General features: G+C 61.2%; 18 protein-coding genes, 1 tRNA gene and 1 pseudogene. 12 read left to right on the top strand and 8 right to left on the bottom strand.

The window, feature by feature from the left end:
* Positions 1 to 309 precede the first annotated feature (309 nt).
* Positions 310 to 600 (top strand): DUF982 domain-containing protein, encoded by a 291-nt coding sequence (locus FFR93_RS19190; RefSeq protein WP_064707650.1) that lies wholly within the window; start codon positions 310 to 312, stop codon positions 598 to 600.
* A 133-nt stretch (positions 601 to 733) separates the two neighbouring features.
* Here the strand turns inward: FFR93_RS19190 and FFR93_RS19185 are convergent.
* Positions 734 to 818, bottom strand: a tRNA-Leu gene (locus FFR93_RS19185).
* Between the two features lie 167 nt (positions 819 to 985).
* Between FFR93_RS19185 and FFR93_RS19180 the strand changes: the two genes are divergently transcribed.
* Positions 986 to 1,396, top strand: a complete 411-nt coding sequence (locus FFR93_RS19180) for a BA14K family protein (RefSeq protein ID WP_138394376.1) — start codon at positions 986 to 988, stop codon at positions 1,394 to 1,396.
* A 9-nt stretch (positions 1,397 to 1,405) separates the two neighbouring features.
* Here the strand turns inward: FFR93_RS19180 and FFR93_RS19175 are convergent, their stop codons facing one another.
* On the bottom strand, positions 1,406 to 1,699 hold the full coding sequence (locus tag FFR93_RS19175; protein WP_011423629.1) for a SelT/SelW/SelH family protein: 294 nt from the start codon (positions 1,697 to 1,699) through the stop codon (positions 1,406 to 1,408).
* 123 nt (positions 1,700 to 1,822) lie between these two features.
* Between FFR93_RS19175 and FFR93_RS19170 the strand changes: the two genes are divergently transcribed.
* The 3 genes from FFR93_RS19170 (at position 1,823) to FFR93_RS19160 (ending at position 3,656) form a co-directional block, all read left to right on the top strand.
* Positions 1,823 to 2,560: a type 1 glutamine amidotransferase gene (locus FFR93_RS19170; protein WP_138394375.1), complete on the top strand. Its 738-nt coding sequence runs from the start codon at positions 1,823 to 1,825 to the stop codon at positions 2,558 to 2,560.
* Positions 2,561 to 2,571: 11 nt separating this feature from the next.
* Positions 2,572 to 3,129 carry a sugar O-acetyltransferase gene (locus FFR93_RS19165; protein WP_064707653.1) on the top strand — a complete coding sequence of 186 codons (558 nt, stop codon included), beginning with the start codon at positions 2,572 to 2,574 and terminating at the stop codon, positions 3,127 to 3,129.
* Positions 3,130 to 3,203: 74 nt separating this feature from the next.
* Positions 3,204 to 3,656 (top strand): GFA family protein, encoded by a 453-nt coding sequence (locus FFR93_RS19160; RefSeq protein WP_138394374.1) that lies wholly within the window; start codon positions 3,204 to 3,206, stop codon positions 3,654 to 3,656.
* Between the two features lie 83 nt (positions 3,657 to 3,739).
* Here FFR93_RS19160 and lepA read toward each other — a convergent pair whose 3' ends face one another.
* Positions 3,740 to 5,572 (bottom strand): translation elongation factor 4, encoded by a 1,833-nt coding sequence (gene lepA / locus FFR93_RS19155; protein ID WP_064707655.1) that lies wholly within the window; start codon positions 5,570 to 5,572, stop codon positions 3,740 to 3,742.
* A 77-nt stretch (positions 5,573 to 5,649) separates the two neighbouring features.
* Entirely contained in the window at positions 5,650 to 6,348 is a 699-nt protein-coding gene (gene tenA / locus FFR93_RS19150; protein WP_138394373.1) for a thiaminase II, read from the bottom strand.
* Positions 6,349 to 6,486: 138 nt separating this feature from the next.
* Between tenA and FFR93_RS19145 the strand changes: the two genes are divergently transcribed.
* Together FFR93_RS19145 and FFR93_RS19140 are read left to right on the top strand one after the other, a co-directional pair.
* Positions 6,487 to 7,056 (top strand): XRE family transcriptional regulator, encoded by a 570-nt coding sequence (locus FFR93_RS19145; protein ID WP_138394372.1) that lies wholly within the window; start codon positions 6,487 to 6,489, stop codon positions 7,054 to 7,056.
* Positions 7,057 to 7,080: 24 nt separating this feature from the next.
* Complete coding sequence (locus FFR93_RS19140) at positions 7,081 to 7,599, top strand: GNAT family N-acetyltransferase (RefSeq protein WP_138394371.1); 519 nt, start codon at positions 7,081 to 7,083, stop codon at positions 7,597 to 7,599.
* Here the strand turns inward: FFR93_RS19140 and FFR93_RS19135 are convergent.
* The gene (locus FFR93_RS19135; protein WP_138394370.1) at positions 7,576 to 8,226 is read right to left on the bottom strand and encodes an HAD family phosphatase; all 651 of its coding nucleotides are present in this window, start codon (positions 8,224 to 8,226) and stop codon (positions 7,576 to 7,578) included. The two genes, FFR93_RS19140 and FFR93_RS19135, sit on opposite strands and share 24 nt — an antisense overlap.
* A gap of 143 nt (positions 8,227 to 8,369) precedes the next feature.
* On the opposite strand from FFR93_RS19135, the pseudogene FFR93_RS19130 reads away from it, so the two are divergent.
* The 3 genes and pseudogenes from FFR93_RS19130 (at position 8,370) to FFR93_RS19120 (ending at position 10,942) form a co-directional block, all read left to right on the top strand.
* Positions 8,370 to 9,396 (top strand): annotated as a pseudogene (locus FFR93_RS19130) (histone deacetylase family protein).
* An 8-nt stretch (positions 9,397 to 9,404) separates the two neighbouring features.
* Entirely contained in the window at positions 9,405 to 9,956 is a 552-nt protein-coding gene (gene recX, locus FFR93_RS19125; protein WP_064707661.1) for a recombination regulator RecX, read from the top strand.
* A gap of 92 nt (positions 9,957 to 10,048) precedes the next feature.
* The gene (locus tag FFR93_RS19120) at positions 10,049 to 10,942 is read left to right on the top strand and encodes an EamA family transporter (protein ID WP_138394368.1); all 894 of its coding nucleotides are present in this window, start codon (positions 10,049 to 10,051) and stop codon (positions 10,940 to 10,942) included.
* Here the strand turns inward: FFR93_RS19120 and FFR93_RS19115 are convergent, their stop codons facing one another.
* On the bottom strand, positions 10,943 to 11,410 hold the full coding sequence (locus tag FFR93_RS19115; protein ID WP_138394367.1) for a truncated hemoglobin: 468 nt from the start codon (positions 11,408 to 11,410) through the stop codon (positions 10,943 to 10,945).
* A 171-nt stretch (positions 11,411 to 11,581) separates the two neighbouring features.
* On the opposite strand from FFR93_RS19115, the gene mbfA reads away from it, so the two are divergent.
* Positions 11,582 to 12,565: an iron exporter MbfA gene (mbfA, locus tag FFR93_RS19110; protein ID WP_064707663.1), complete on the top strand. Its 984-nt coding sequence runs from the start codon at positions 11,582 to 11,584 to the stop codon at positions 12,563 to 12,565.
* 248 nt (positions 12,566 to 12,813) lie between these two features.
* On the opposite strand, the gene FFR93_RS19105 is transcribed toward mbfA, so the two are convergent.
* Complete coding sequence (locus tag FFR93_RS19105) at positions 12,814 to 13,413, bottom strand: transglutaminase-like cysteine peptidase (protein WP_064707664.1); 600 nt, start codon at positions 13,411 to 13,413, stop codon at positions 12,814 to 12,816.
* 163 nt (positions 13,414 to 13,576) lie between these two features.
* Positions 13,577 to 14,401, bottom strand: coding sequence for an alpha/beta hydrolase (locus FFR93_RS19100; RefSeq protein WP_138394366.1), 825 nt, complete (start codon positions 14,399 to 14,401; stop codon positions 13,577 to 13,579).
* A gap of 177 nt (positions 14,402 to 14,578) precedes the next feature.
* On the opposite strand from FFR93_RS19100, the gene infC reads away from it, so the two are divergent.
* Positions 14,579 to 15,115, top strand: a complete 537-nt coding sequence (gene infC / locus FFR93_RS19095) for a translation initiation factor IF-3 (RefSeq protein WP_082928060.1) — start codon at positions 14,579 to 14,581, stop codon at positions 15,113 to 15,115.
* The last annotated feature ends 217 nt before the right edge of the window (positions 15,116 to 15,332 follow it).

Below are 15,332 nucleotides of genomic sequence, written 5' to 3'. Positions count from 1 at the left end.
CAAGCGAACTCCAGAGTCTCTGGCCAAGCTTCCCCTCGTGAGCTGCTCGGCTCATCGCAGGCGGAACGGCCGTATGTTCATCCCTGACCCGGTATCCGATTTCGTTCTTGTGCGAGGCTTGTGGGGCGCGCCAGAAGAGGGACTCGGTTTCAGGAGCGCTGAACAATGGGACCGCGTCCGCACCGCTCATTCCATCTCTTGCCGAGATCATTCATGGAGCGCTGCTCTATCAACAGCGAACGCGCCTCCCGCTCCCCGGCATGGTTCTTGCTTCATTACTAATATTCTAACCCTTGGGGAGAAAGTGTCATGCAATGGAACGCATCGCCGAATTTTGCGCCTCTTGTCCTCTTTCTTGGCGGTCGGCGAAGGGTCGTCAAGTCGCTCCGAGACGCAGCCGAAGTTCTGATTATTGATTGGCCGTTCGATGATGGAGAGGAATATGTCGCGGCAGTGAAGGCTTGCGACGATGCCATCGCGGGAGAGGGCGGAATGGAGGAATTGAGGGAATTACTTCTTCTCGCCGCCAGGGAAGCCGGCATTACGGCTTTGTCGGTCATATCCGATAGCGGGAAGACGACACCTCACATGGCGGCGTGAAAGGCCTTCAACCTGCACTGCTCCTGGAACCGGTATCCGGACAAGCACGTCGTCAATGGCCCCTGACAACAGAGCCAAATGCGCAATTTTGCAGAAGTTTGGATATTTGATCTTGGCAGCGATCAAAAGGAAATGGTGCCCAGAAGAGGACTCGAACCTCCACGCCTCGCGGCACAGGTACCTGAAACCTGCGCGTCTACCAATTCCGCCATCTGGGCGACGGAGAGCGATGTAAGGGGGTGGCTCGTGACTGTCAACTGGGTTTTTGAAGTTTTCCTGACAGTTGGCGAAAAAGCTGCGTATCACATGGGGAGAGCGCCGCAGAGTGAGCATAGCGCTTTGTTCCCCGCGCCCTATATAGAGGGAATATCGAAAGGAATGCCTCATGCCTGTTGCCCGCACGCTTCTGTTCGCCGGCCTTTTCGCCGTTCTCGCGCCTGCCATGGCCAGCGCCGAATCGCCGAAGCGGGGCGTCGGGCCGCTCAACACGGGATCGACGCTCTGCGATTTTCGCGGCTGCTTCGGTTTCGGGCCGCAGCAATGGCATCGCCCGGCCTATGTCCAGCCGAATTACCGTCCGCGCGGTGCGGGGCCGACCTATTATCTGCCGGGCGCGGCGGGACGGCCGCAACTGACCTATGACCCGCCGCCGGTGCAGCGCGTGCAGCCGGCGGCGCGCGATATGAACAAGCATATCGCCTGGTGCACCAATGAATACCGTTCCTATAATCCGCGGACGGATCACTTCCTCACTTATGAAGGCGTCTACAGGGTTTGCCGATCGCCCTATCGCTGACGGGCTTGGTCAGCTTTCGTGCGAGACGCGGTCGACATGGCCGAGATCCCGGCCGGGCTCGATGATGTCGCGGACGCGCTGCTTGAGTTCTTTCGGCCCGGGAAAGCCGCCGTCGCGCTTGCGCTCCCAGATGAGATCTCCATTGACGCGGATTTCGAAGTTGCCGCCGGTGCCGGGGATCAGCGCCACTTCGCCGAGACTGTCGGAAAAGGTGCTCAGCAGCTCCTGCGCCATCCAGGCGGCGCGCAGCAGCCAGTTGCACTGGGTGCAGTAGAGAATCGAGACGCGGGCTTTTTCGGTCATGGCGTTTCCTTTCGTTTGGAGCGATTTAAGCTCTTGCAGCGTGCGGACGCAATCGCGCATGCGCAAGCATCTTGCGCGCCGTTCTACAGCATGGTCTCTTCCTGCCACCACCGGGGAGAACCTATGCGAGTCGCAGTCGTCGAAAATATGCGCAACACCGGTCTCGGCGCGCTTGCCATCGCGCTCGACGAGGCGGGTGCTGCAGTCGAGTGGTTCCGGGTCTGGAGGGATGGCATTCTGCCTCGGAATATATCCGGCCATGACGCGCTGGTCGTTCTCGGAGGCGAGCAGAGCGCGCTGGATGACGAAACGCATCCCTACCTGCCGGAACTCGCCCGGCTCGCGCGCCGCTTCGGCGACGCCGGCAAGGCGGTGCTCGGCATTTGCCTCGGCAGCCAGATTCTTGCTCGCGCCTATGGAGCCGACAATCATCTCGGGACCGCCCGCGAATTCGGCTGGCACAGGATCGGCGTCACCGATGAAGGCCGCGCCGATCCACTACTCTCGGCGCTTGGCGGCGAATTCACCATCTTCGAATGGCATGCCGACACCTTTTCCCTGCCTGATGGAGCGGTGCGTCTGGCGACGAGCCCTGTCGCGGAAAACCAGGCCTTCCGCATCGGCCGCGCCGTCTACGGCACCCAGTTTCATTTCGAGGCAGATAGAACGGTGGTCGAGCAATGGAAGGCGGAATTCCCTGACACGATAAAACGCATCGCGCCGGGCTGGCTGGAAAGCTATGCCGAGCTGGCTGCGCGGCATGCTGGTGCAGCCGATGCCGCCGGCCTTGCCATCGCCCGCGCCTGGGTCGGACAGATCGAGCGGCAAGGGGTCGAGATGCTGTCGCAGGTCCCGGCTTGACGGGGGATGCAATGACGGCAAGCGAACGCGAGAAGATGGCGGCGGGTGAGTGGTATTGCTGCCTTGACGGCGAGCTCGATCTCCTGCGCCGGCAGGCGCGGCTCGCGGTCCACGCCCATAATACGCTGCCGCCGGACGAGCGCGGCGCAGTAGCACCTGCCCTCAAGGTGCTTTTTGCGCAGGCTGCCTCCGATATCTTCATCGAAGCGCCGTTTCACTGCTCCTACGGCATCAACATCACGCTCGGCGAGCGCGTCTATTTCAATGCCGGCTGCACCATCCTCGATTCCGGCAGCGTGACGATTGGCGACCGCACCATGTTCGGTCCCGGCGTGCAGATCTATTGCGCCGAGCATCACAAGGACCTGGCGCTTCGCAGCGCGGGAATCGAGATCGCACGGCCTGTTGCCATTGGCAGCGATGTGTGGATCGGCGGCGGCGCTATCATCCTCGGTGGGGTGACGATCGGCGATGGCGCGATCGTCGGCGCGGGCGCCGTCGTCACGAAGAATGTGCCGGCGGGCGCTACGGTGGTCGGCAATCCGGCAAGGCCGATAAACCCCGCCTGAGATTCGCGCTTGTCTTGGCTTCTCGACATTGCCGCCGGCTCTGCTAGATGAGAGAGGCGAAGGGGAGTGATGCCATGCCAGTAGAGAATTTACCGATGGAAGGCGGCTGCCGTTGCGGCCAAGTGCGGTTGAAGATCAGCGCGCCGCCGCTGCTCACCATGGCTTGCCATTGCACGGGCTGCCAGAAGATGACTGCCAGCGCCTATTCACTAAGCGCCGCCATTCCCAGCGAAGGCTTCGAGGTAACCAAGGGCGAGCCTGTTATTGGCGGCCTGCACGGCGCCAGCAAGCATTATTTCTGCCCGCACTGCATGAGCTGGATGTTCACCCGGCCGGAAGGCATGGACTGGTTCGTCAATCTGCGCGTCACCATGCTCGACGACCCCAGCTGGTTCACGCCCTTCATCGAGACATGGACGAGCGAGAAGCTGTCTTTCGCCGAGACCGGAGCGGTCTACAGCTACCCGGCGTTGCCTGAGATGGATGCCTATGAGGGGCTGGTGAAGGAGTATATGGGCAGAGGGTGAGGGCTTAGAAGCCTTGGAAGAGAAAGTCCGATTTCCTCGTCTTATGCGCAAGTCATATGCGCATAAGACGTCATTGAGAAGCGTTATTCGTCGCCCATCTTCAGCGCTGCAATGAAGGCTTCCTGCGGGATCTCCACCTTGCCGAACTGGCGCATGCGCTTCTTGCCTTCCTTCTGCTTGTCGAGCAGCTTGCGCTTGCGGGTGGCGTCGCCGCCGTAGCACTTGGCCGTCACGTCCTTGCGCAGCGCCGAGATGGTTTCGCGGGCAATCACGTTGCCGCCGATCGCCGCCTGAATCGGGATTTTGAACATGTGCTTCGGAATCAGCTCCTTCAGCCGCTCGCACATGTCGCGGCCGCGCTTTTCAGCTGCGGTGCGGTGCACGAGCATCGACAGCGCATCGACCGGCTCGCCGTTGACCAAAATCGACATCTTCACGAGGTTGCCTTCGCGGTAGCCTTCGAGGTGATAGTCGAAGGATGCATAACCCTTCGAGATCGATTTCAGACGGTCGTAGAAGTCGAAGACGACTTCGTTGAGCGGCAGTTCATAGGTTATCATCGCGCGGGTGCCGACATAGGTCAGCTCGGTCTGGATGCCGCGGCGGTCCTGGCAGAGCTTCAGAATCCCGCCGAGATAGTCGTCCGGCGTCATGATCGTCGCCTTGATCCAGGGCTCGCGGATTTCGGCAATCTTGACGACATCGGGCATGTCGGCCGGGTTGTGCAGCTCGCGCTCGCTGCCGTCAGTCATCGTCAGCTGATAGACGACGGAAGGTGCCGTTGCGATGAGGTCGAGGTCGAACTCGCGCTCCAGGCGCTCCTGGATGATTTCAAGATGCAAGAGGCCGAGGAAGCCGCAGCGGAAGCCGAAACCAAGAGCGGCAGACGATTCCATCTCGAAGGAGAAGGACGCGTCGTTGAGGCGAAGCTTGCCCATCGCGGCGCGCAGATCCTCAAAATCGGCGGCATCGACCGGAAACAGGCCGCAGAAGACGACGGGTTGCGCCGGCTTGAAGCCCGGCAAGGCCTCGGCGGTCGGGCGCTTGTCCTCGGTGATCGTGTCGCCGACGCGGGTATCGGCCACTTCCTTGATCGAGGCGGTGATGAAGCCGATCTCGCCGGGGCCGAGGCTGTCGACATGGACCATCTTCGGCGTCAGCACGCCGACGCGTTCGACCTGGTATTTTGCACCGGTGCCCATCATGCGGATCGTCTGGCCCTTGGTCAGCACGCCGTCGATGATGCGCACGAGAACCATGACGCCGAGATAGGTGTCGTACCAGCTGTCGACGAGCAGCGCCTTCAGCGGCGCCTTCTCGCCGCCCGGGCTCTTCGGCGCCGGCAGCTTGTGGACGATCGCCTCGAGCACGTCGGGAATGCCGAGGCCGGTCTTGGCCGAAATCAGCACGGCCTCCGAAGCGTCGATGCCGATCACTTCCTCGATCTGTTCCTTGATTCGGTCGGGTTCGGCGGCCGGCAGGTCGATCTTGTTGAGGACAGTGACGAGTTCGTGGTTGTTGTCGATCGCCTGGTAGACATTGGCGAGCGTCTGCGCTTCCACCCCCTGCGAAGCGTCGACGACCAGCAGTGAGCCCTCGCAGGCCGACAGCGACCGCGAGACTTCATAGGCGAAGTCGACGTGGCCGGGCGTGTCGATCAGGTTGAGAACATATTTCTCGCCATTGTTCGCCTGGTAGTGCAGGCGCACGGTCTGGGCCTTGATGGTGATGCCGCGTTCGCGCTCGATCTCCATATTGTCGAGCACCTGCTCGGACATTTCGCGCTCGGCAAGTCCGCCCGTCGTCTGGATCAGGCGGTCGGCCAGCGTCGATTTGCCGTGGTCGATATGGGCCACGATCGAAAAGTTGCGGATATGGGACAGCGGAGTGGTCGAATTGGTGCTCATGCGCGCCATATAGCAGCGCCGCCCCGTGCCGCAAAGCGGTAATTATCCCGGAATTTACGCTATTTTGCCGCTCTGCCCAAGGTGCGTCAGACCGGCCACGTTTCCAGCCGCCAGGCCGAATCCCAGAACATCAATTCATATTGCGAGGCGCGCACGAAAACGTCCATCATCTCGGCGCGCTCCGTCTCCGATGCGGCGCGGGCGGCGATATCGGTCAGCGCGATCACCTCGCGGGCGCCGGCGGCAAACTGCGGATCGCCATAGGTGTTGATCCAGGCCTGAAAAACATTGCCTTCGATCGCCGGCCTGCCTTTGATGCCTTCGCCGACATGCATGTAGATCCAGAAGCACGGCAGGATGGCCGAAAGCGCAATGGCATAGGAGCTGTGATAAGCGGTCGCCAGGAGGAAATTCGTATAGGCGAAGCAGGAAGGCGAGGGCTCGGCGGCCGTCACATCCGCGCTCGAAATGCCGAACTGCGAGAGGAAGCCGGCATGCAGACCCTGTTCTACGGTAATGGCCTTCTGCGCCGAACCGAGGAAACGCAGGACCTGCGCGTTGTCTGGCGCCTTTGCCGCGACGATGGCCAGGCACCGGGCGTAATGCTTCAGATAGATTGCGTCCTGCAGGATATAGTGGCGGAAAATCTCTGGCGGCAGCGTGCCGTCCGAAAGCCGTTCCAGCAACGGCAGCCGCTCGATCTCGGCCATGATCGGCTTGATACGGCTCCAGGCGGCGGCAGTGAAGCTTCCTGTCGTATCCGTATGCTGCATGCTGCCGTCCATGGTGTCCTCCCGTCTCGAACGCCGCTGTCATATAGCGGCGGCGGCGCATTGAAGGCAAGCCGGGATCCGCGATCGGCTCGAGGGTTGATTCTATCATTGGATACTGTATTTCTCTTATAGTGGAAACATGGGTCGACAATGGAAGAAAACCTCGAACAGGCAATCGGCATCCGCATCCGCAAGCTGCGGCAGGAAAAGGGCCTGACGCTGGATGAACTTGCAGAGGCGTCCGGCGTCAGTCGCGCAATGATCTCGCGCATCGAGCGGGCGGAGGCGAGCCCCACTGCGTCATTGCTGGCAAGGATCTGCGCCGCGCTGGGCCGGTCGCTATCAGCTTTCTTCGCCGAGGATGGGCACCAGGTTTCCCCGCTCGCGCGCCGTCAGGAGCAGCAGGTCTGGCGCGATCCGGAAACCGGTTACCTCAGGCGCTCGGTCTCGGCGCCCGGCACCGCCTCAGCAGTAGATATCGTCGAAGTCGAATTTCCTCCGGGCGCTCGCGTCAGCTTTCCCCCGCACGCCGCATCTCATGGCATGACGCAGCATGTTTGGCTGTTCGATGGCGAGATGGAGATGATGACTGGAGAGGCGGTCTACCGGCTGCGCCCCGGCGATTGCCTCTTCATGCCCGTCGGCGAAGGCCACGTTTTCCACAATCCCGGCAACGCGCCGGCGCGCTATTGCGTCGTGCTCGATCGCGGCAGCCGATAACGACATTCATTTTGGGAGAAAATCGTGCGTGACATTCGTATCCTTTCGGCCGAGGAAGCTCGCGCCGCCATTTCTGATCTTTCGGACGTGCTCGCAGATTGTGTCGCGGGCGGCGCCTCCGTCGGCTTCATGCATCCCTACGGGCCCGAAGATGCCGAGTTCTATTGGTCAGACGTTGCTGATGCGGTCGCCGGCGGGGGCAGCCTGTTGCTGGTCGCCGAACTCGATGGCCGGATCGTCGGCACTGTGCAGGTAGGAGCCGCGCAGATGCCGAACCAGCCGCATCGCGGCGATCTGAAGAAGCTCTTGGTGCATCGCTCCGCCCGCGGCAAGGGCCTTGCGCGTCTGTTGATGGAAGCTGCTGAACGCGAGGCGGCCGCTCGCGGCAAAACCCTGCTGGTGCTCGACACGGCAACCGGCAGCGATGCCGAGGCGATCTATCCCCGCCTGGGCTGGCAGCGCGTCGGCGTCATTCCCGATTATGCGCTGTGGCCGCAAGGCGGATTCTGCGACACCACCCTATTTTACAAGCGGCTCGCTTGATTGCGCCAGATCGGATCGAACCAGCTGGCCGAATGCCGGCAACGCACCCGCAAGTGTGGCGCCCGCCGTCCACTGCGCCGCGTGCCAACCGAACTGCCGCGCCGCCTCGATATTTTCCGCCATGTCGTCGATGAAGGCGATCTCACCGGGCAGCACGGCGGCGCGCTCGGTTGCAAGCCTGAAGAAGTCTGGCGAAGGTTTCCTGTGCCCGAGATCTGCGGAATAGAGGATATCGTCGAAATGTGCACCAAGGCCGGCCTGTTCCATCAGGTAACGCGCCCGCCTATGCTCCTGGTTGGTTGCCAGAAAGAGCGTGATACCGCTATGCCGAAGCGCGACCAGCTCTTCCAGGAGATTGCGGTCGACGCGGGAATCGTTTTCAAACCAGTAATCGATCAGCGTCGCAGCGCTGAGGTGAGGCGCGATTTTTGCCAGCACTTGGGCGAGCCTCGGTTCCAGCGCCTCGCGGCCGACGATGATTTCGCCCCAGTGGGTCTGGAAGAATTCCCGCTGCAGCAGCTCGAGACTGAGTCCCAGATCGCGCTCCAGAAATGTGAAGAGAGGGAGGCCGTCGGCTGGACGCCCATGAATGAGCACGCCATCGACATCGACCATCAACACTTTCATGCGGCAGAATCCTCGCTCCGGAACCGGCGAAGGTGACTTCGTTTGCTTGGGCAATCAAGAGCGCCATGCCGCTTTTTTGTTGGCCCCGCTCCATGTAAGTGTCGATCTCGGCAATCGGTTTTCGTTCAAGGACAGGATCTGAAATGCGCGTCATCTATTCCGAAGACCACAAGCTGCGCGACGCCAGAACAGAGCTTCATGCCGGCCAGCTGGTGACGCCCTTCGAGGCGCCGTTCCGCGCTGAATGGATCCTGGCGGCGGTCAGGGAGGCGGGCTTTGCCGATGTCGTGGCGCCGGATCCTCACGGACTGGAAACGGCCGAAAAAGTGCATGATCCCGCCTATCTCGATTTTCTCGCGACCGTCTGGGACCGCTGGGTGGCGGCCGGCTTCGAGGGTGAGGCGATCGCCAATTCCTTCCCGGTCCGCCGCACCAGCCAGCGCGTGCCAGATAATATCGTCGGCGCAATCGGCCATTACGCCAATGCCGCCGACACCTCCATCACCAAAGGCTCTTACGAAGCGGCGATAGCCTCCATGCGTTGCGCCATCACAGGTGCAGATTGGCTGAATGCCGGCAACCGTTTCGCCTTTGCGCTTTGCCGTCCGCCCGGCCATCATGCCGGCATCGATCTCTTTGGCGGCTATTGTTTCATCAACAATGCTGGCGTCGCCGCCCAGCGGCTCATTAATCACGGTGCAAAGAAGGTCGCCGTGCTCGATGTCGATTTCCATCACGGCAACGGCACGCAGGATCTCTTCTATCACAGAGGCGATGTCTTCACCGCGTCGCTGCATGGCGATCCCATGTTTGCCTTTCCCTATTTCCTCGGCCATGCCGACGAAGAGGGCGAAGGGCAGGGCACCGGTACCAACCGCAACTATCCGATGCCGCCCCACACACCCTGGCCGGTCTGGTCTTCTGCCCTTGCCGATGCGCTCGCCCGCATCAAGGCTTTCGGCGCCGAGGCGATTGTCGTGGCCCTCGGCGTCGATACCTTCGAGCGCGACCCGATCTCCTTCTTCCAGCTGAAATCCGAGGATTTCATTCGCATGGGAGAGATGATCTCTTCTGCCGGCCTGCCCGTCGTCACCTGCATGGAGGGCGGTTACGGCGTGCCGGAAATCGGCCTCAACGTCGCAAAATGTCCTCACGGGTCTGGAAGCCTGATCGCTTGAATGACCGACGACACTGTTTCATCCGATATACCGACAGCACGCATGCTGAGCTGGGCGCGCAACTCCGCCATCTATCGGCTGGAGCGGCGGATGATGACGGAAAAGCAGCTGTTTGACGCCATCTCCCGCAAGGCGAAGGAGAAGTTCGAGCATATCAGCGCGGCGCAACTCAAGGCCCTTGCCGATTTTGCCGTCAAATTCGCCTATGACAACAAGGCGCTCGACGACGGCGCATATGCGGAGATCAACACGCGCTCCGCCGTGCGCGGCGGCAGATCGAAGCGCGTCATCGCCCAGAAACTTGCGGCCAAGGGCGTCTCCAGCGACAGGGTCGAGGCCGCGCTCGAAGAAGCGGATGACCTCTATGCCGCGACGATCTTTGCCCGCAAACGCGCCTTCGGTCCTTTCCGTCGCGTCGAACTCGACGACAAGCGGAAGGCAAAGGAACTCTCCGCCTTCGCCCGCAATGGCTTCAGCTTCGAGATCGGCAGGAAGGTCTTCGACATGAGCTTCGAAGATGCCGAAGAGGTGATCCTCGCCGGCCGCCTCTGAAATGCATCAGGCCTATTGCTGGCTGGATCAGTAGATTGAATTTGTCCAGCACAGGTGGCCTCCGTAGGAATAGGGCGCAATCGGAGACTGAGATGAAAGACGGGACGAACGACGGCGCCGGCGTACTGGCATTGGAAACGCCTGCCACGTCCTCCGGCCTGGCGGCTGGCGCGCTGATGTGCCTCCTCTCCATGTCTTCGATCCAGTTCGGTGCAGCTCTTTCTTCTGAGGCCATCGCGAGCTACGGACCGGCTGGAGCAAGCTGGCTGCGCCTCGCCTTCGCGGCCATCATTCTCGCCCTTGTCGTGCGGCCGCGCGTCGTCAGCTACAACAGGGCGCAATGGACGAGCGCACTGGTTCTCGGCGCGACGACAGCACTGATGACTATGAGCTTCTTCGCGGCGATCGAGCGCATTCCGCTCGGCCTTGCCGTGGCGATCGATTTTCTCGGTCCGCTCTCCGTTGCGACCATCGGCTATGGCCTCAGCCGGCGTCTCCTCTGGCCGCTCATTGCTGCGCTTGGTGTTCTCGCGCTTGCTCATGACGGTGAAGGCTGGGTCGGCGATATCGAGGGTATTTTCTTTGCACTTGGCGCGGGAACTGGCTGGGCGATCTATATTGTCCTGACAAAAAAGATCGGTGCGAGCTTCAAGGGGTTGGAAGGGCTTTCCGTATCGCTGCTGGCTGCCGCTCTTGTCGCGACACCCTTCGGCTTTGCCCGCGCCGTACCGAACCTTGATGCTTACGGCCTGGTTGAAATGGTTGGCCTTGCCATTCTTGTGCCGCTGCTGCCCTACACGCTGGAGCTGGTTGCCCTGAGGCGCATGCCGACAGCCTCCTTCGGCATTCTCATGAGCCTCGAGCCGGCCATCGCGGCACTCGCAGGCTTCATCGTTCTCGCACAGCCGATGACACTGCTGCAGATGGCCGGAACTGCCCTGGTGGTCGCGGCAAGCGCCGGCGCGACCTTTTCCGCAAGGCAGTGATCAGCCCGCTTTTTTCGCGGGATCGTCGAGAGCGGGATTGTAGAACAGCGACAGCGTCAGGCTCTTGGCGATCCGTTCTGCGGTCGTCATGAACCAGTCCTTAGCTTCCGGTGAGGGGGCGACATCGTCAAGCGTTGCGGCAAACAGCGTCAGCCACTTCGGAAAGAGGTCTGGCGTCAGGTTCTGAACGCCCGTATGCGCCTGCACCGGCTTGCCGCCATAGGCGCCGCTGCGAAACGCAACGGCCGACCAGAAGCTCTTCATCTTCACCATATGCTCCGGCCATCGGCCGGAGAGCCTGGCATCGAATACGGGGCCGAGATCGGGATGCGTCAGCACGCGTCCGTAGAAAGTCTCGACCAGCCTGCCGATGAAGGCCTCGTCGACGCCCATCGCTCGCATTTCGGCCTCCGCCCTTTCGCGGATGGCCGCGATATTTGCGGGGCGGCCCTGAATGTCATTGTTCATCATAAATCCCGGCGCCGCCTGATGCGGCAGCCCTCATATAGGTCTTTACGGCTGCGAACCAAAGCCGCTTGTGCCGCTTGCGGCAATCTGTCAGCCGGTCCGCCCGGCCACTTGACCGCCATCGCCTCCTTCTTTAGATTTAGAATAATTCTAAGTTATAGGGGATGTTTTATGCTGGCGCGGTTTTTCAGGTCGCCGAAACGGTCTTTTGACTCTCTCTCCGAGCAGGAGATTCTTGCCCTTGCGATTGCCTCCGAGGAAGACGATGCCCGCATTTATCTCGCCTATGCCGACAGACTGCGCCCTGAATTTCCGGCCTCGGCCAAGGTCTTTGAAGATATGGCGGAGGTCGAGGACACGCACCGCAAATCGCTGATCGAAATCCATCGCCAGCGTTTCGGCGAGCGCATCCCACTGATCCGGCGCGAGCACGTGCAGGGTTTTTACGAGCGCAAGCCGGACTGGCTGAGAGCCAATTTGTCGCTCGATGCGATGCGGCAGGAGACCGAGGCGATGGAGGACCAAGCCTATCGGTTTTATGTCGCGGCGGCTAAGCGCACCGCCGACGCCTCGACGCGTGAGCTCCTCGGCGACCTCGCGCTCGCCGAACAGGGGCATGAGGATATTGCCCGCATGTTGGGCGACAAGCATACGCCTGAGGATGTCAGGCGCAATGAGGACGAGACGGCGCACCGGCAATTCGTGCTGACCTATGTGCAGCCCGGCCTTGCCGGGCTGATGGACGGCTCGGTCTCGACGCTGGCGCCGATTTTCGCCGCCGCCTTCGCCACGCAGGATACCTGGCAGACCTTCCTCGTCGGTCTTTCCGCCTCCGTCGGCGCCGGCATCTCGATGGGCTTCACCGAAGCCGCCCATGACGACGGCAAGATTTCCGGCAGGGGCTCGCCGGTCAAGCGCGGCCTTGCCTGCGGCATCATGACCGCGCTCGGCGGCCTCGGCCATGCGCTGCCTTATCTGATCCCGCATTTCTGGACGGCAACGATCACCGCTGCGATCATTGTCTTCTTTGAACTCTGGGCAATTGCTTTCATCCAGAACCGCTACATGGAAACCCCTTTCCTACGCGCCGCCTTCCAGGTGGTGCTCGGCGGCAGCCTGGTGCTCGCCGCCGGTATTCTGATCGGGAATGGGTGAGCTGCGGTCGGGCGCAGCCCGAGCAATCGATCCAGTGAATCGATTGCAGCAGCGAACGCCCGGAGCCATGCGCAGGGCCGGGAGACGGTGGCATACTAGGCATCAAGCAGGCCTTGCCCTTCGCTAGCGAGCAAGCGAAGGGCAGCTAGCGATAGCCCGCTCCCGCATCGGAAAGAGAGAACCATCACCCAAAAGCAAAAGGCCGGCTTCCGCCGGCCTTTTCCCCCGCATCCCCTTTTGAGAATTCCTTAGCGAAGAGCGCCGACCAGAAGGTCGCGGCCGTTCTCGATGGTGACCCAGCGGCCGGCATTGTAGCTCGACTGGCGCTTGACGAATGTATAGGGCGTCGCAAACCAGGGTTTCACGTCGGCAGCAAGATTGTCGAGCACGAAGTCACCCTCGGCGGTGCGCAGCGTTAAGACGGCATGGCCTTCACCGTCAGGTTTCCGCACGACGGTCATCAGCAGGTCGGCGGCCGGAAAGCCGCGCTGAATTAGGATGCGGCGCTTCAGCAGCGCGAAATCCTCGCAGTCGCCGGCAGTGGTCGGGTAGGCCCAGACCTCGTCCTTGCCGTAGATTTCCTTGTCGGTCATCGGCTTAATGGTGCCGTTAAGCGTGGCGTTGACCGAACGGACGAGCGACCACTTCGCAGGCGTCATCTCGACCGGGCCTGCATTGCGGTTTGCGCCGCATTCACTGCTGTGGATCTGACAGAAATCGTAATGGCCGATCGGTTGTGAGGTGGCGTTGCCTGTTACCATGGAAGCATTTCTGCTTGGAGCTGGGATGGCGGCAGTCGCCATCGCAAACACGGCCATCATGGCCACAAAGATACCTTTGAATCGCACGCCCGCTCTTTCCTCGATCGCCCCTAATTATTAACAAACTGTTAATGGAGAGGGCCGAGAAGAGTCAATCGTTACTTCTTGGGAGCGCTTTTCGACGCGCCAACATGGTTAAAATGCAACGGGTTGGCGGCTTGCGTTAGGGGAATTTCTCGGTCGGTGCTGTTCAAATGGGCATCTGCACATTTGTTGATGAACGAATGATGCCTTTGACGGCGCTGAGGAGAAGGGCGATGTCGCCGGGGCGGGAAAGGCGGTGGTCGCCGTCGCGGACGAAGGTCAGCACCACGTCATCGGCGGGAAGGTGCTCCAGAAGCTTCATCGCGTGCGCATGCGGCACGTCGGGATCTTTCATGCCCTGGAGAATATGCACGGGGCAGCCCGTCTCGATCATGCCATCGAGCACCCGGTTTTTGCGTCCGTCCTCGATCAGTGCCCGCGTATAGATGTTCGGTTCCGGACTGTATTGCGAGCGCTCTTCGAAATAGCCGCGCTCCGCCAGCGACTTGCGCTCCTTGGCCGTCAGATTGGGCTCGATCAGCTCGGAGGTGAAATCGGGCGCTGGCGCAATCAGCACCATGCCGGCGAGCTTTGGACCGCCCTGTCGGGCGAGTTCCTGCGCCAGCCGGAGCGCGATCCAGCCTCCCATCGAGGAGCCGACGAGAATGATCCGGTCGGGCGCGAGGTGGCGGATGACGGCAAGGGCTTCCTCCAGCCAGCGAGAGATCGTGCCGTCGCGGAAGCTGCCACCGGAAAGCCCGTGGCCTGAATAGTCGAGGCGGATGCAGGCGACACCAAGTTCGCCCGCCAGCCCGTCGAGCTCCAGGGCCTTGGTACCGCTCATGTCGGAACGGTAGCCGGATAGCCAAACGAGCGACGGGGCGGTATTGCCGGCTTGGGCGGGGCGAACGAGCATGGCGATTTCACGCGCCGCCTCGCCGTCACCGACCGTCATGAATTGCGGCTGGGCGTCGGGCATCGGATCGGACATCAGTGAAACTCCTTTTGTTTTGGCCTATAAAACAGATTCTTGGCAGGCTGACAGCAGGTGATTTTTCCGCTAAAGGGTGATATTGACTCCGTTGCAGCGATAACGAGATAGGTTTGTGCCCCCTGATCGGGAGCGCGCAGCTGCAACGTTCCGAAACAACGCGAGGAGAATACGACCATTCGCAGACCTTTTAAGACCGATGCGCCCGTGAAGGACGGACCGCGCTCGAACCGTGAAATCCGCATTCCCCGAGTTCAGCTGATCGCGGCTGACGGACAGAATATGGGCGTCGTGCCCACCGACCAGGCCTTGAGAATGGCGGAAGACGCCGGCCTCGATCTCGTCGAAATTTCCCCAAATGCCGAACCGCCGGTATGCAAGATCCTCGATCTGGGTAAGCTGAAATATGCCAACCAGAAGAAGGCTGCCGAGGCGCGCAAGAAGCAGAAGATCGTCGAAGTCAAAGAAATCAAGATGCGCCCGAACATCGACACCCATGATTATGAGGTGAAGATGAAGGCGATGGGCCGTTTCTTCGACGAGGGTGACAAGGTCAAGGTGACGCTGAAGTTCCGCGGCCGTGAGATGGCCCACCAGGAGCTCGGCATGAAGCTGCTGCAGCAGGTGAAGGCCGATACGACCGAAATCGCCAAGGTCGAGGCCGAGCCGAAGCTCGAAGGCCGCCAGATGATGATGGTGCTGGCGCCGAAGTAAGCGCCGGCCACTTTTCGCCCAAGGCCGTCCGTAAGGGCGGCTTTTGTGCTTTCGGCTAACCTGCTTCTCGGTCTTTTATGCATGTCTTATCCCGGAACGCGCACACGTCCGGGCGACATGCATTGCAGCGCCGCGCAAAGGACGCCGCAACACTTCGAACCTGCGCATCGTGCTTTCCGGAACTCAATTCCGATTTTCGGGCCGATGCGCTAGCGAA

It is taken from the genome of Rhizobium sp. MHM7A (assembly GCF_005862215.1).
Lineage (GTDB): Bacteria > Pseudomonadota > Alphaproteobacteria > Rhizobiales > Rhizobiaceae > Rhizobium > Rhizobium bangladeshense.
The sequence above is the reverse complement of the archived record's forward strand: the minus strand, read 5'-3'. Positions and strand labels throughout refer to the sequence as shown.